Source organism: Caballeronia grimmiae, assembly GCF_000698555.1.
In the GTDB taxonomy this organism is placed as follows: domain Bacteria; phylum Pseudomonadota; class Gammaproteobacteria; order Burkholderiales; family Burkholderiaceae; genus Caballeronia; species Caballeronia grimmiae.
On the sequence record NZ_JFHE01000002.1, the window covers coordinates 278,523 to 292,939 of the forward strand.

Here is a 14,417-nt window from a genome sequence, read left to right on the forward strand (position 1 = left end):
ATGGCAGACATTGAACAAACAGCTGCATCGACGGAACAGGGTGGAGGGCCGCTCGCGGGCATGCGCGTAATCGAGCTGGCGCACATCATGTCGGGACCGATCTGCGGAATGATGCTCGCGGACATGGGCGCCGATGTCATCAAGGTCGAAAAGATTCCGAACGGCGACGATTGCCGGCGGTTTGCGCCGATTCTTCCGAGCGGAGAGTCTGCGTCGTTCCTGATCGTGAACCGCAACAAGCGCGGCATCGCGCTGAATCTGAAAACGGAAGGCGGCAAGAAGGTGCTGAGAACGATGCTAGCGACGGCAGATGTCGTCACGGAGAATTATCGTCGCGGCACGATGGAGAAACTCGGCATGGGCTACGAAGCGCTGAGGGAGGTCAACCCTGGCCTCATCTATTGCGCGATTTCCGGTTACGGGCGCACCGGGCCGATGGCCGACAAGGGCGGTTTCGATCTCATCGCGCAAGGCCTGAGCGGACTGATGAGCATGACAGGCGAGCCCGGCCAGGCGCCGATCAAGGCGGGATCGCCGGTGACGGACATCAACGCGGGCATTCTCGCGGCGCTCGGCGTCAGCGCGGCCTATGCGAGAAAGAAGACGACCGGTTTGGGGCAGATGGTCGACACGTCGCTCTTCGAAGCGGGACTGCAACAGATGTACTGGGCGTTCGCAAACTACTTCGCGGACGGCACGGTGCTGCCGAAGGCAGGCTCCGCGAACCCGACAAGCGCGCCCTATCAGGCATTTCGCACGCGGGACGGCTGGGTGAACATCGGCGCCGCGAATCAGAGCAACTACGAGCGGCTCGTGGGCGTGCTCGACATTCCAGGCCTTGCCGAGGACGAACGTTTTCAGACTAACGCTGGCCGTTTGAGGCATCGGGAGACGTTGGTGGAGATTCTGACCGCGAAGCTGGTCGAGCGCGATACCGCCGACTGGCTCGCCGCGTTCGATGCAATCGGCTTGCCCAGCGGCGCCGTGCTCAGCGTGCCGGAGGCTTCGTCGCATGAACAGGCCATTGCGCGCGGGATGATCGTCGAGACGGAACATCCGCTTGCGGGTTCTATGCGCGGTATCGGGTTGCCAATTCACTTCTCCGATGGGTGCACGAGGCCATCGCGTCCGGCGCCGACGCTCGGACAGCATACGGCGGAAGTGCTGCACGAATACGGCTTCGACGATGCGCGCATACGGTCGCTGAAGGACGAGGGCGCAATTCTGGAGCTTGATGCGCTGTCGTGATGGCTGGACGTTTGCATGTTGCGTGTTGCATGTTGCATGTTGCATGCATCATGCAGCATGCAGAGTGCAAACGTCGGACGGTAAGATGACGGACCGCCTGCCTACTCGTCGAAGCTAACTATGAAGCTCGTGCCCCCTCCCGCTTGCCGTGTCGGCGATGCGCTCTCGACTGTCGCGTCGCCGTCGCTGTTGATCGATCTCGATGCGTTCGAAGCCAATCTCGCGACGATGGCGGCATTTGTCGCGCGCAGCGACGTGGCTCTCAGACCGCATGCAAAGGCACACAAGTCTGTTTCCATTGCTCGGCGTCAGATCGAGGCGGGAGCGGTCGGCGTGTGCTGTCAGAAGCTATCGGAGGCTTATCCGTTTGCGGCTGCTGGTATCGAGAGCATCCATATCAGCAATGAGTTCGTCGGCGCGGACAAGCTCGCAATGGCGGTCGAACTCGCGGCGCACGTGCGCCTCTCCGTATGCGTCGATGCCTTGCCGCAAGTCAACGCGCTCGGCGATGCCGCCGCTCGCGCAGGCGTGAACATCGATGTGCTCGCCGAAGTCGATGCTGGTCAGCATCGTTGCGGCGTGACGAACGAGGACGCGCTGCTGTCACTCGTCGATGCGATCGCCGACCAGCCGTCCCTGCGCTTCGCGGGCATCCAGGCTTATCACGGCGGCGCACAGCACATTGCCGACTGGAACGCACGCAAGACCGAGGCGGGTCACGCGGCCGATCGTGCCGCGAGCTTCGTGCGCGCACTTGAAGCACGCGGCATTCAGAGTGCAGTCGTGACGGGCGGCGGCACCGGCACCGTCGAGTTCGATGCGGCGAGCGGCGTCTATACGGAAGTCCAGCCGGGATCGTATGTCTTCATGGATGGCGATTACGGTTCGCTCGCATGGAACGGCAACCTGCGCTGGCGTCACAGCCTTTTCGTGTTGTCGACGATCATGAGCGCGACGCGGCCCGGAATGGCCGTCTGCGATGTCGGCCTGAAAGGGCTTGCGGTGGATTCGGGCCTTCCCCGTAGCGTGCGTTGGCTGGATGGCAGCGACGAGCCGGCGTTCACGTACGCCGCCGCGAACGACGAACACGGCATGCTGCATGCAAAAGACGGCCAACAGCACGATACAAGGACGCTACTCGGCAAACGCATCCTGCTGCCACCGGGTCATTGCGATCCGACCGTCAATCTTTATGACGAGTACGTGTGCTATCGCGGCGACGAAGTGGTCGACTTCTGGGCAATCGACGCGCGCGGTCTGTCCCGATAGCCGTTCTGCTCCGCGTTGCGCGGATGGAAGGCCAGCAGGTTGGCAGACGCCCTTCATCACGGATCTGGTTCTAATGCAAAATGCCGAAACGCGCGGCATGCAGCACGCCATCCGTGTCTCTACACCGTGCGGCCAGCGAGACAGTCTTCGTGAATGGCCTGGTTTCGTCCGGCGCGTTTCGCCCGGTAAAGCGCGGCGTCCGCACTGTTGAGCAACTTGAGCGCGTCGCTGCCCTGGCGAGGCATCGTCGTCGCAGCCCCGATGCTGATGGTGAGGAAGCCTCTCGGTGAACCGCTGTTCGGAATGGCAAGCGATTCGACTTTCCGTCGCAGCCGATCGGCGAACAGCACCGCGCTCGCCGCCGTTGCGCCGGGCAGCACGATGACGAATTCCTCGCCGCCATAGCGTGCGACGATATCGCCGGGACGCTTCACTGCATGCTGAATACAATCGGCCACGGTGACGAGTGCGTCGTCGCCCATTGCGTGGCCGTATGTGTCGTTATAGAGCTTGAAGTGATCGACGTCGACGAAGAGGGCCGATAGCGGCTGATCGTTGCGGCGCGCGCGGCGCCACTCCTCGCCGAGACGGCGATCCAGCGCTCGGCGGTTGCTCAGGCCGGTCAATGAGTCGGTACCGGCGAGCCGCTGCAATTTTTCGAGCGCGATGGCGCGCGATCGCAGCGAAATCGCCAGCAGCCACGAGATGGCGATGAAGCCGCCGCCGAACATCAGCGTGAGGCCGCCGATGATTGCGCTTCGATGCCGCCAGCCTTCGAGCACATCGTCCTCGGCGGGCGCGACGGCAGCGATGAGATTGGTGCCCGGCACACGCACGAAGGTATAGAGACGGCGGACACCATCGAGCGGGGACGTTGAGATGTACGAGCCCGAAGGCAGATCCTTCATCGCGACGAAGGTTGGCGAAACCGAAACGTTTCGCGCTGCCTTCCCCGTGCCATCGTTTTGCAGGGGAGGTTTGCGTGCCAGCATTACGCCGTCGCGCTGCACAATGAATACCGACCCCGCGCGGCCGACGTTCACGCGCGATAGCAAAGCATCGAAGTAGCTCGTGTTCAGCGCAATGACCGCGACGCCAGCGAACGAGCCGTCGGGCGCGTTAATGCGCCGGCTCAATGCGAGGGACGGCCTGCCGCCGCGCAAACGAGATTCGTAAGGCCCCGAAATATACAGCCCGACGTTCGCGTCTTGCGCGTGGGCCTGGAAATAGCCGCGATCGCTGAACGAGAGGTCCGTGCGGTTCGACGGGTCGCGCGCATCGGTGATTTGCCCCAGCGCATTCATGACGAACGCGCCGCCGATATAGCTCGCCGCCGTCGCGCCGTCGAACAGCACGAGCGGGCGCAGTGCCGGCGACATCTTCGCGACTTGGGGATTTTCCATGCTGCTCACGATGGTGCGTAACGACAGATCGCTCCATTCCACATTGCGTGCAATATCCGCACTGAGCGTCGCAACGACATTCTCGGACGCCTCATGTGCATTCTGCAGCGCCTGCGCGCGCCCTTGCCAGAGCGCGGCAAACGAAAGCACGCCCATCGACAGGGCCATCGCCGTGCCGATAATCCCGGCGAGCAACGGGAAGCGCGAGAACACGTCAGCGACGCGCAGCCACGCGTTGTTGTTACGCCGGAACAAGCGCAGTCCGACGACGCGGCCGGTCTTGCGTACGGCTTTGAAACTACGGGCCATTCGTCTCTCCAAGACGCGGGCTTGTCGTTCGTCGACCTACGGCGCGACCTCGTTGCGTAACGAAAACACCATGAAACAGGGGCTTTCCGTGTCGGTCGAGCGCGCGGCCTGTGTCGTGATTCCACCTCAAGGGGATCAGTTGCATCTATTTGACGAGACGAAGGCGCCTTGTGACGATCGTCCCTTTGTTCCGGTCGATGAGCCACACCGCGTCGATACGCCCGTGCAATGTCGATGTCCTCCGCGTGATGTCGGTGGGCTCTTCATCAGTGGGATCGCTGTGCTCCGAGCGATCGGATAGATAAGGCGGTTCCAGCGAACAGACCAGCATGATCGCAAAGTCGCCGTTGCCACGCGACGGATCGAAGTCGGGAAGCAATGCGCTGCCACGCACGCTCGTTTTACCGCGGTCGCCCGTTTCCAGCTGAATCGTGTCGATAGTCTGAATGAAGCCCTTCGCCTTCGCTTCCGGTGCAATAACGAGTTTCCGGCCGCTCTGGCCTTCCACCTTGCGCTTGAGCAGAATTACGTCGGGTTGCTCGGGTGCCGCAAGCGACACGTTGACGGACAACAGTTTCTTTTTGGATTCAAAACGCACGCCGTACGACGCCGGTATTACGAATGCAAAAGTCCGCTGAGCCTTGGACTGGTCATTGTTCGGGGGCACCGCAGCGCTCGCCGTACGATGAAACGGACGCGCCAGAAACGCGCGCACGCGGCCCGCGATGGTCGGATTCGTCGCAGGTTTCCTGTTTGGCGACGTCGCGGCGGCCAAGGCGTCCCTTACCTGCTCTGGATCGTCGCCCGCGAATTGCGGCGGCAGAGCCGTTGCCGAAAGAATGCCTTCCCCGGACGCGCTCGCTGCGGTCGGCGTAGCCGCTGCCGGCGTCGGCGCTGCGCAGCGGGCGTCCTGCGCGTGGACTGCCGCAGAAAGGCACAACGCTGCGCCGAAGGCCCATACTGCGGCATCTCGACTCTGATTCCAAGAAAACACGAAACTACCCCTGGCACACGTTGCCGAGCCGCTGAAAGGGGCTATCTTAAAATAAAGCTGAGCATTCCGTCGCGATATGCTGTCGGAAAGGGCGACGAGTGCCGGGCCGACGTCGATCTGCGGCCGCCGAGACTTCGCCTCGAAAGCTTGTGCGGACGTCGTTGTCGGGAGAATAAAGAGGCTAGGGCGCTAAGCGGCGCTTCTGACGAAGCTCTGTCCGCTTCCTGTTCACCCGCAAGGACCGTGTTAGACGTCCACGTAACGCAGAAGACTGGGCCGCTTTATAGAAATGGCTGGCAGAAGGTGTACAACACCGTTCAGTGGACGAACGTCTTGTAATGCTGCGAAGGCCGGTTGAGAGGCGACGAGCCCCGCCGTGTTCTATCTGCGTGCCTCGTCGCACCGGCAGTCGCAGTTGACGAAGATGCGAATTCTTGGCTTCTTGGCGCGGCCGCCCATTCTTCCAGTTCGTTGTTCTACAACGCCGCTGCGTGCGAATCCAGAACTCAATCTAGGTACAAGCGGGCCTCGTTTAAGCAAGGTCAGCGAATGCGAACATCGATACGTCGAAACGCCGGTTGCTGACAATGGATGCACGGGCACCACGATAGCCGGCAGTCGCCCGACATGCGCGCTTCGCGCGGACGCAGCCGGTAAACTGAAATGGGGCGCCCGCCCGCGCCCCATCACAACTACAGCATGCACGCATGAAATCATGACCGGGCCGTAACCCCATGCTCCCTTTCACCCTTCGCCTTACGACTCAACATCAAGGTAATGACAGCAGACATCGCAAGCGTTGCCCCGACGACATACAGACCCGCCGCGTATCCGCCCGTCACGTTCTTGAGCCAGCCGATCGCGAACGGCCCGACAAAGCCGCCCAGATTGCCGATCGAATTGATCATCGCGATGCCCGCCGCAGCGCCGGCGCCGGAGAGAAACATGCTCGGCATCGCCCAAAGCGGGGCCTTGGCCGCACTGATCCCAACGTTCACCACGACGAGCGCAAGAACCACGAACAGGGCCGTCGCTGCCTGACCCGCGAACACGAAGCCAACACATGCCAGCGCACACGGAATCACCACGTGCCACGTACGTTCCTCCGTGCGGTCCGAATGCCTGGCCCACAGAATCATCGCGACGACTGCAATCACGCTCGGAATGCCGTTGATGAGACCGGTCTCCATTGCCGTGAACCCGTACTGGCGAATGATGAGCGGCGCCCACAGCCCGAGCGTGTAAAGCCCCGCCGACGTGCCGAAGTAGATCAGAGCCAGCGCCAGGACACGAGGATCGCGCAACGCGTTCCACGCGCCCGCCGTATGACCTGCATGCGCCTGCTTGGCGTCCGCCTCGGCCTTGAGCTTCGCGATGAGCCACTCGCGCTCGTCGGTCGACAGCCAATGTGCTTTCGCGGGGGTATCGGTGAGAAACCTTAGGACGACGAAGCCAAGTACGATCGCGGGGATCGCCTCGATGATGTAGAGCAATTGCCAGTCTGCGAGGCCGAACATCGGCGGCATCTGCATGATCGCGCCGGAGAGCGGCGAGCCGATGGCTGTCGAGATCGGCGCGGCGGCCATGAACCATGCGGCAGCCACTGCCCGCTGTTTCGCCGGGAACCACAAGCTCAGATAGAGGATGACGCCTGGAAAGAAGCCCGCCTCGGCAACGCCAAGTAGGAAGCGCAACACGTAGAAGCTGTTCGGCCCCGTGACGAACGCTGACGCCACTGACACGATGCCCCACGTAACCATCACGCGTGCGATCCAGATGCGCGCGCCGACTTTATGCAGAATCAGATTCGACGGCACCTCGAAAAGAAAGTAGCCGATGAAGAACAGCCCGCCGCCCAAACCGAACGCGGTGGGTGACAGGCCGATGGCCTTGTTCATCGTCATCGCCGCAAAACCGACGTTGACGCGATCGAGAAAGCTGATGAAGTAAAGCAGCATCACGAACGGAATGATGCGCCACGCGAGCTTGCGTGACACGCGAGCTTCGATACCGGAATCGCCGGCGGCTTGATTGGCGGGTTGCATGTGTCTCCTCCTCGGGAGGCGAGCGGTGCTCTTTTGAATACTGGCGATGGAAAGACGCGATGCGCGCGTCCCCCTTGCCCGCGATGAGCGATGCATCGCGGGCAAAGAACCGAATTGAAGATCCTACGGACGACGAATCAATCAGGCGACAGCGGCTTCCGTGCGTTCCACCAATGCGCAGACGGCGGCTGTCACGTGTGCGGTGGTCGCCTTGCCGCCGAGGTCGCCGGTGTGCAGCGATGCATCGGCGGTCACGGCCTCGACGGCGGCCATCACGCGCTTGGCGGCCTCGAATTCACCTAGATGCTCGAGCAGCATCACGACCGACCAGAACGTGCCGATCGGATTGGCGAGGCCCTTGCCCATGATGTCGAATGCGGAGCCGTGGATAGGCTCGAACATGGACGGATAGCGGCGCTCCGGATCGATGTTGCCCGTCGGCGCGATGCCGAGGCTGCCGGCGAGCGCGGCGGCCAGATCGCTCAGGATGTCCGCGTGGAGATTCGTGGCGACGATGGTGTCGAGCGTCGCAGGACGGTTGACCATGCGCGCGGTGGCGGCATCGACGAGTTCCTTGTCCCACTTCACGTCCGGGAACTCCTTCGAGATCTCGAGCGCGACTTCGTCCCACATGACCATCGCGTGACGCTGTGCATTGCTTTTCGTGATCACGGTCAGCAGCTTGCGCGGACGCGACTGCGCAAGTTTGAATGCAAAACGCATAATGCGTTCGACGCCGGCGCGCGTGAGGATCGACACGTCCGTCGCGGCTTCGATCGGATGACCCTGATGCACGCGGCCGCCGATGCCCGAATATTCACCTTCCGAGTTTTCGCGGACGATCACCCAGTTGAGGTCGTCGGGCGTGCAGCGCTTCAGCGGCGCGTCGATGCCCGGCAGGATGCGCGTGGGGCGCACGTTCGCGTACTGGTCGAATCCCTGACAGATTTTCAGGCGCAGGCCCCACAGCGTGATGTGGTCGGGCACGTCGGGGTCGCCTGCCGAACCGAACAGGATTGCGTCCTTGTCACGCAGGGCGGCGAGGCCGTCTGCGGGCATCATCACGCCGTGCTGGCGATAGTAGTCCGCGCCCCAGTCGAAGTTTTCAAACTGGAATTCAAAATTTTGCGTGCAACGAGCGAGCGCCTCGAGCACTTGCTGGCCAGCCGGGACCACTTCCTTGCCGATGCCGTCGCCGGGAATCGTTGCGATGCGATAGGTCTTCATGTCTCCGTTCCTCTTTGGTTTGAATGTCACGTCAGCGTGAAACCACTCTACCTAACTCTGGCCGACGGAACCGGTGCTAGACTCAAAGCATCTTTAACTTCATTTCACAAGTGATTCGTGGCCGAAACCGTTCAGCCGACCGATCTCAGCTTCTTTTCGACACTCGCCGCTTCGGGCAGCCTGAGCGCCGCGGCGCGCGAACTCGGCCTGACGGCGGCGGCCGTCAGTAAGCGTCTCACGCAAATGGAGGCTCGCGCGGGTGTGCCGCTCGTCAACCGGACGACGCGGCGAATGATGTTGACGCCCGAAGGCGAGCTGTATCTGGAACACGCGCGCCGCATCCTGGATCAGATCGACGAGCTCTCTGAACTGCTCGGCAGCGCCAGAAAGAGCCCGAAGGGTTTGCTGCGCGTGAATGCAACGCTCGGCTTTGGGCGCAGTCACGTCGGGCCGGCCATTTCGCGCTTCGTCGCCCGCCATCCGCAGGTGTCCGTGCAGCTTCAGCTATCCGTTGCGCCGCCGCCGCTTACCGACGACAGTTTTGACGTTTGCATTCGATTCGGCGAGCCGCCGGACACGCGCGTGATCGCTCGCCGGCTCGCGGCGAACCGGCGGCTGCTCTGTGCGTCGCCGGCGTATATCGCGGCGCACGGCATGCCCGGGACGCCGCACGATCTCGCGCGCCACAACTGCATCGGCATTCGTCAGGGCGATGAAGCCTACGGCGTGTGGCGGCTGACGACCGGGCGCGGGGCATCGCGCAAGACGGAAGCCGTGCGCATCAAAGGCAATCTCACGACCAATGACGGCGAGATCGCGGTGAAGTGGGCGCTGGAAGGGCACGGCATCCTGATGCGCGCCGAATGGGATCTCGAAGACTATCTCGCCGATGGCCGGCTCGTCGCCGTTCTTCCGGAGCACGAGACGCCGAACGCCGACATCTACGCCGTGTATTCAAAACGCCATCAGATGTCCGCCCGCATTCGGGCGTTCGTCGACTTCATCGCGCTCGATCTGAAACAGGCGCGCAGCGTTTGACGACTCGCGCAAGGAAGCCGAAAGCGGAGCCAAGCGCGGCGCTATACTGAGCAACCCTCAACGCAACAATCGCCGGAAAGCTGTCAAAAACAGCGAAAACGGCTTCGTAAGTCCGAATAAATTGGCTGAACACGACCTCGAAAAACTTAGAATCGACCGCGGACCCGCGGCCGCCACGGTCATGCCGCGGCGCAGGCGCAGCTGGATTCGTTATGCGGTTATTGTGGCCATCATTGCCGTGTTGATCGGCGTTGGCGTCAAGCTCGCCGGGCCGCAGACCGTGGAGACCGTCACTGTCACGTCCGTGTATCCATCGCAGAGTTATACGCTTTTGAATGCAACCGGCTACGTCGTGCCGCAGCGCAAGGCGGCGGTGGCATCGAAGGCGCAGGGACGCGTGGAATGGCTGGGCGTGCTCGAAGGGACAGTCGTCAAGGAAGGCCAGATCATCGCGCGGCTGGAAAGCGCGGACGTGGCGGCGTCGCTTGCGCAGGCACAGGCGCAAGTCAAGGTTGCGCAGGCCAATCTGGAGTTGCAGCGCGCGGAGCTGGAGAACGCTACTGCCAACCTCAAGCGCTCGCAGGTGCTTGCACCGCACGGTGCGATGTCCGCGTCGCAATTCGATGCTGACCGCGCCCGTTACGACAAGGCCAGGGCGTCGATCAATAGCGAACAAGCCGCGATTCTTTCCGCGCAAGCCAATGCGCGGGCCGCGCAAGTGGCCGTCAATCAGACCGTGATTCGTGCTCCCTTCGATGGCGTCGTGCTCGAGAAGCACGCGAACGTCGGCGACAACATCACACCGTTCTCGTCCGCATCGGACAGCAAGGGCGCGGTCGTCACCATCGCCGATATGAAGACGCTCGAAGTGGAAGCGGACGTCGCTGAATCGAATATTGCGCGTATCAAAGTCGATCAGCCATGCGAGGTTCAGCTCGATGCGTTGCCCGACACCCGCTTTGCAGGCCGCGTGTCGCGCATCGTGCCGACGGTCGATCGTTCGAAGGCCACCGTGCTCGTGAAAGTGCGCTTCGTCGAGCGCGATGAACGCGTGCTGCCTGACATGAGCGCAAAGATCGCGTTCCTCTCGAAGCCCGTGCCGCCCGAGGACAAGAAAGCGGTCGTCGCGGTGCAGCCAACGGCTGTCGTCACACGTGGCGGCAAGCAGGTCGTTTATATCGTCGATCACGACAAGGCACGCGAAGTGCCCGTGACGACGGGCGAGCGCGTCGGTGATCTGCTGGCCGTGTCCGGCGTGACGCCAGGGGACACGCTCGTTCTCGCGCCCGGCGACAAGCTCGAAAACGGCGCCAGCATTACCGTGACGAAGAAATAGCGTGAGCACCGCGCCCCTCGTTCAGATCAGCCACGTCGCGAAGTCGTATCGGCGCGGCGTGCAGACGGTGCCGGTACTGACCGACATCACACTGTCCATTGCGGAAGGCGATTTCGTTGCGTTGATGGGACCGTCCGGTTCCGGCAAGAGCACGCTGCTCAATCTCATTGCGGGCATCGACCGGCCCGATAGCGGCGAGTTGCTGGTCGGCGGCCTCGATATCACGCGCTTACCAGAAGCTGCGCTCGCGGACTGGCGCGCATCGCATGTCGGTTTCATTTTTCAGTTCTATAACCTGATGCCCGTGCTGACCGCGTTCGAGAATGTCGAACTTCCGTTGATGCTCACGCGGCTGTCGCGCGCCGAGCGTCGCGAGCGCGTTGCGATGGTGCTCGACATGGTCAACATGAGCGAACGGACGAGTCACTATCCATCGGAACTATCGGGCGGACAGCAGCAGCGAGTGGCGATTGCGCGCGCGTTGATTAGCGATCCGAAGCTTATCGTCGCGGACGAGCCGACTGGCGACCTCGATCGCACATCCGCTGGCGAAGTGCTCACAATGATGCAGCGCCTGAACGAACGCCTCGGCAAGACCATCATCATGGTCACGCACGACGCACATGCTGCCAATGCCGCAAAAGCGCTCGTGCATCTCGAGAAAGGCGAACTGATCGATGGCAAGGCGCGCTAAGCCATGTACGTTCTCAAGCTGATTCTGCGCAACGCGACACGTCATAAGCTGCGCACCGCATTGACGGTGCTGGGACTCACCATCGCCGTGCTCGCTTATGGCCTGCTGCATACGGTTGTCGATGCATGGTATGCGGGCGCGGCGGCGGCATCGAACGCGCGGCTCGTGACGCGCAATGCCATTTCGCTGGTGTTCCCTTTGCCGCTAGCCTATGAGAACCGCATACGCGGCGTCGATGGCGTCACGATGGTCGCGCGCTCGAACTGGTTTGGAGGCGTCTATCGCGACCCCAAGAACTTCTTCGCGCAATTCGCGGTGTCGGACAATTACCTCGATCTTTATCCGGAGTTCATTATTTCGCCGCAAGCCCGTACGGATTATCAGCGTGATCGAAAGGGCTGTCTCATCGGACGACAACTTGCAACGCAATACGGCTTCAAGGTCGGCGACGTCATTCCGCTGAAGGGGACGATCTATCCGGGTACGTGGGACTTCGTCGTGCGCGGCATCATGGAAGGACGTGACGAATCCACCATTACGCGGCAGTTGGTGTTCCACTGGGAATACCTGAACGAAACCATTCGCAAGACGACGAAGCGCAGTGTGGATCAGGTCGGGGTGTATGTCGTCGGCATCGAGAATCCGGATCACGCTGCGATCGTTTCACGCAATATCGACAGCGTCTTCAAGAACTCACTCGCGGAGACCTTGACGGAGACGGAACAGGCATTCCAGTTGGGCTTCGTTGCGATGTCGAATCAGATCATCGCGGCGATACGGGTGGTGTCGTACGTGGTGATTCTCATCATCATGGCCGTGATGGCCAATGCCATGGCGATGAGCGCGCGCGAGCGAACCGTCGAGTATGCAACGCTCAAGGCGCTCGGCTTTGGTCCGGCGTTTCTCTCGATGCTTGTGTTCGGCGAATCACTGGCGATTTGCGCCATTGGCGGCGGCATAGGGATGTTACTCACGCCGCCTGCTGCCGTCGTCTTTCAGCACGCAACGGGCGGCGTGTTTCCGGTATTCAAGGTATCGCACGAGACCATGCTCTTGCAGGCTGTCTGCGCGTGCGCCGTTGCGCTTGCGGCGGCGGTCGTGCCGGCGGTTCAGGCAAGCCGTGTGCGTATCGTCGAAGGCTTGCGCGCCATCGGCTAGGAACTTACGACGATGGCCATTCCCGTTTCCTACGTCGCACGCAATCTATGGGCGCGCCGCCTCACGACGATGCTGACCGCAAGCGGCCTTGCGCTCGTCGTGTTCGTCTTCGCAACGGTGCTGATGCTCGATGCGGGGCTGAAGAAGACACTGGTTTCGACGGGTGAGCGCGACAACGTAGTCGTCATTCGCAAAGGCGCGGAGACAGAGATTCAAAGCTCGATCGATCGCGCGCAGGCCAATATTCTGGAGATGCATCCGTCGGTGGCGTTGAATGGCAATGGCGAGCCGCTTGCATCGAAAGAGACTGTCGTGCTTATTTCGCTGACGAAACGCGGCACGAGCACGCCGGCCAATGTCGTCATTCGCGGCGTGTCTGCGATGGGCGTCGAATTGCGTCCGCAAGTGAAGCTCACGGCTGGGCGCATGTTCAAGCATGGCTCTTCCGAAATCATCGTCGGAAGCAGCATTGCCAAGGGCTTTGGCGGCACGCGCATTGGAGAACATCTGCGCTTTGCGCAGCGCGACTGGACCATCGTCGGTCATTTCGATGCCGGCGGCAGTGGCTTCGACTCCGAAATCTGGGGCGATGCCGATCAACTCATGCAGTCTTTTCGCCGCACTACGTTCTCGTCGATGATCGTGCGCCTCACGCGCAGTGATGCCTTTGAGCGCTTCAAAAGCGATATCGACGTGGACCCGCGTCTCGCTGACGAAGCGAAACGCGAACAAGTGTTTTATGGCGACCAGTCCAAAGCGCTCTCAACCTTCATCAATATTCTTGGCGTCACGCTGTCCGTTATCTTTTCGATAGCGGCGATGATCGGCGCAATGATCACGATGTATGCGTCGGTCGCCAATCGCGTCGCCGAGATTGGCACGTTGCGTGCGCTTGGCTTCAAGCGGATCGACGTGTTGTTTGCGTTTCTGCTCGAAGCGCTCTTGCTCGGACTTGTCGGCGGAATGGCCGGTCTGGGCTGCGCCGCGTTGATGCAGTTCGCCTCGTTCTCCACGACGAACTTTCAGACGTTCGCCGACCTGTCCTTTCGCTTCATTCTCACGCCGTCGGTCGTCGCGCGTACGGTGGTGTTCTCGCTCGTCATGGGCTTCGTCGGCGGGTTCCTTCCCGCGCTGCGGGCATCGCGCTTGAGTATCGTGGATGCACTGCGGGCGCGTTGATCGTTCGATTCGGCTGACATGTCGATACAAAACTATTGAATATTCGAAATCGCTAACGCGCAGTAGATTGGGTCTTCGCAAGCGATGCTTGCATCGCATTCTTAGGCTGCTTGGAGGTTCATCATGCCGCTCGTTCGAATTTCGCTCATCAAAGGCAAGTCGCGAGAACAAATCCGCGCGATTTCCGATCAGGTCCATGAGGCGTTGGTCGAAGCGTTCCAGGTTCCGGCCAAGGACCGCTTCCAGCTCATAGAACAACGCGACCGTGACGACTTCATCTACGACGCAAGTTATCTCGGCATCGAGCGAAGCGACGATCTGGTATTCATTCACATCACCGCTAGCGACTGGCGCGACCTCGCGACCAAAAAGGCTTTCTACAAGACGCTTGCGACGCGTCTTTCGGCGTCGCCCGGCTTGCGGCCGGAAGACGTGCTGATCGTGCTGGCGCCCAACCGTCGAGAAGACTGGTCGTTCGGACACGGGCTGGCGTCGTATGTGGAGCCGGACGCCTGAT

General features: G+C 61.5%; 12 protein-coding genes. 8 read left to right on the top strand and 4 right to left on the bottom strand.

All coding sequences use genetic code 11. The features are described from left to right. Positions 1 to 1,248 carry a CaiB/BaiF CoA transferase family protein gene (locus BG57_RS03555; protein WP_371875858.1) on the top strand — a complete coding sequence of 416 codons (1,248 nt, stop codon included), beginning with the start codon at positions 1 to 3 and terminating at the stop codon, positions 1,246 to 1,248. Between the two features lie 120 nt (positions 1,249 to 1,368). Continuing rightward, positions 1,369 to 2,517, top strand: coding sequence for a DSD1 family PLP-dependent enzyme (locus tag BG57_RS03560; protein WP_035960202.1), 1,149 nt, complete (start codon positions 1,369 to 1,371; stop codon positions 2,515 to 2,517). Positions 2,518 to 2,636: 119 nt separating this feature from the next. Here the strand turns inward: BG57_RS03560 and BG57_RS03565 are convergent, their stop codons facing one another. The 4 genes from BG57_RS03565 to BG57_RS03580 form a co-directional block, all read right to left on the bottom strand. Further along, complete coding sequence (locus BG57_RS03565) at positions 2,637 to 4,229, bottom strand: sensor domain-containing diguanylate cyclase (RefSeq protein ID WP_052005603.1); 1,593 nt, start codon at positions 4,227 to 4,229, stop codon at positions 2,637 to 2,639. A 145-nt stretch (positions 4,230 to 4,374) separates the two neighbouring features. Further along, positions 4,375 to 5,004: a hypothetical protein gene (locus tag BG57_RS03570; RefSeq protein WP_229753956.1), complete on the bottom strand. Its 630-nt coding sequence runs from the start codon at positions 5,002 to 5,004 to the stop codon at positions 4,375 to 4,377. A gap of 932 nt (positions 5,005 to 5,936) precedes the next feature. After that, positions 5,937 to 7,268, bottom strand: coding sequence for an MFS transporter (locus tag BG57_RS03575; protein ID WP_052005604.1), 1,332 nt, complete (start codon positions 7,266 to 7,268; stop codon positions 5,937 to 5,939). A gap of 141 nt (positions 7,269 to 7,409) precedes the next feature. Further along, positions 7,410 to 8,495 (bottom strand): tartrate dehydrogenase, encoded by a 1,086-nt coding sequence (locus tag BG57_RS03580; protein WP_035960205.1) that lies wholly within the window; start codon positions 8,493 to 8,495, stop codon positions 7,410 to 7,412. Positions 8,496 to 8,612: 117 nt separating this feature from the next. Here BG57_RS03580 and BG57_RS03585 point away from each other — a divergent pair, with 117 nt between their 5' ends. The 6 genes from BG57_RS03585 (at position 8,613) to BG57_RS03610 (ending at position 14,416) form a co-directional block, all read left to right on the top strand. Then, the gene (locus tag BG57_RS03585) at positions 8,613 to 9,533 is read left to right on the top strand and encodes a LysR substrate-binding domain-containing protein (protein ID WP_035960206.1); all 921 of its coding nucleotides are present in this window, start codon (positions 8,613 to 8,615) and stop codon (positions 9,531 to 9,533) included. Positions 9,534 to 9,654: 121 nt separating this feature from the next. Then, positions 9,655 to 10,869, top strand: a complete 1,215-nt coding sequence (locus tag BG57_RS03590) for an efflux RND transporter periplasmic adaptor subunit (RefSeq protein WP_035960207.1) — start codon at positions 9,655 to 9,657, stop codon at positions 10,867 to 10,869. A gap of 1 nt (position 10,870) precedes the next feature. Next, positions 10,871 to 11,563 carry an ABC transporter ATP-binding protein gene (locus BG57_RS03595; RefSeq protein WP_035960209.1) on the top strand — a complete coding sequence of 231 codons (693 nt, stop codon included), beginning with the start codon at positions 10,871 to 10,873 and terminating at the stop codon, positions 11,561 to 11,563. Positions 11,564 to 11,566: 3 nt separating this feature from the next. Continuing rightward, a complete protein-coding gene (locus BG57_RS03600; RefSeq protein ID WP_035960211.1) occupies positions 11,567 to 12,721 on the top strand; it encodes an ABC transporter permease in 1,155 nt (384 codons plus the stop codon). Positions 12,722 to 12,733: 12 nt separating this feature from the next. Next, positions 12,734 to 13,900, top strand: coding sequence for an ABC transporter permease (locus BG57_RS03605; RefSeq protein ID WP_035960212.1), 1,167 nt, complete (start codon positions 12,734 to 12,736; stop codon positions 13,898 to 13,900). Between the two features lie 123 nt (positions 13,901 to 14,023). Further along, positions 14,024 to 14,416 carry a tautomerase family protein gene (locus tag BG57_RS03610; protein WP_035960213.1) on the top strand — a complete coding sequence of 131 codons (393 nt, stop codon included), beginning with the start codon at positions 14,024 to 14,026 and terminating at the stop codon, positions 14,414 to 14,416. The last annotated feature ends 1 nt before the right edge of the window (position 14,417 follow it).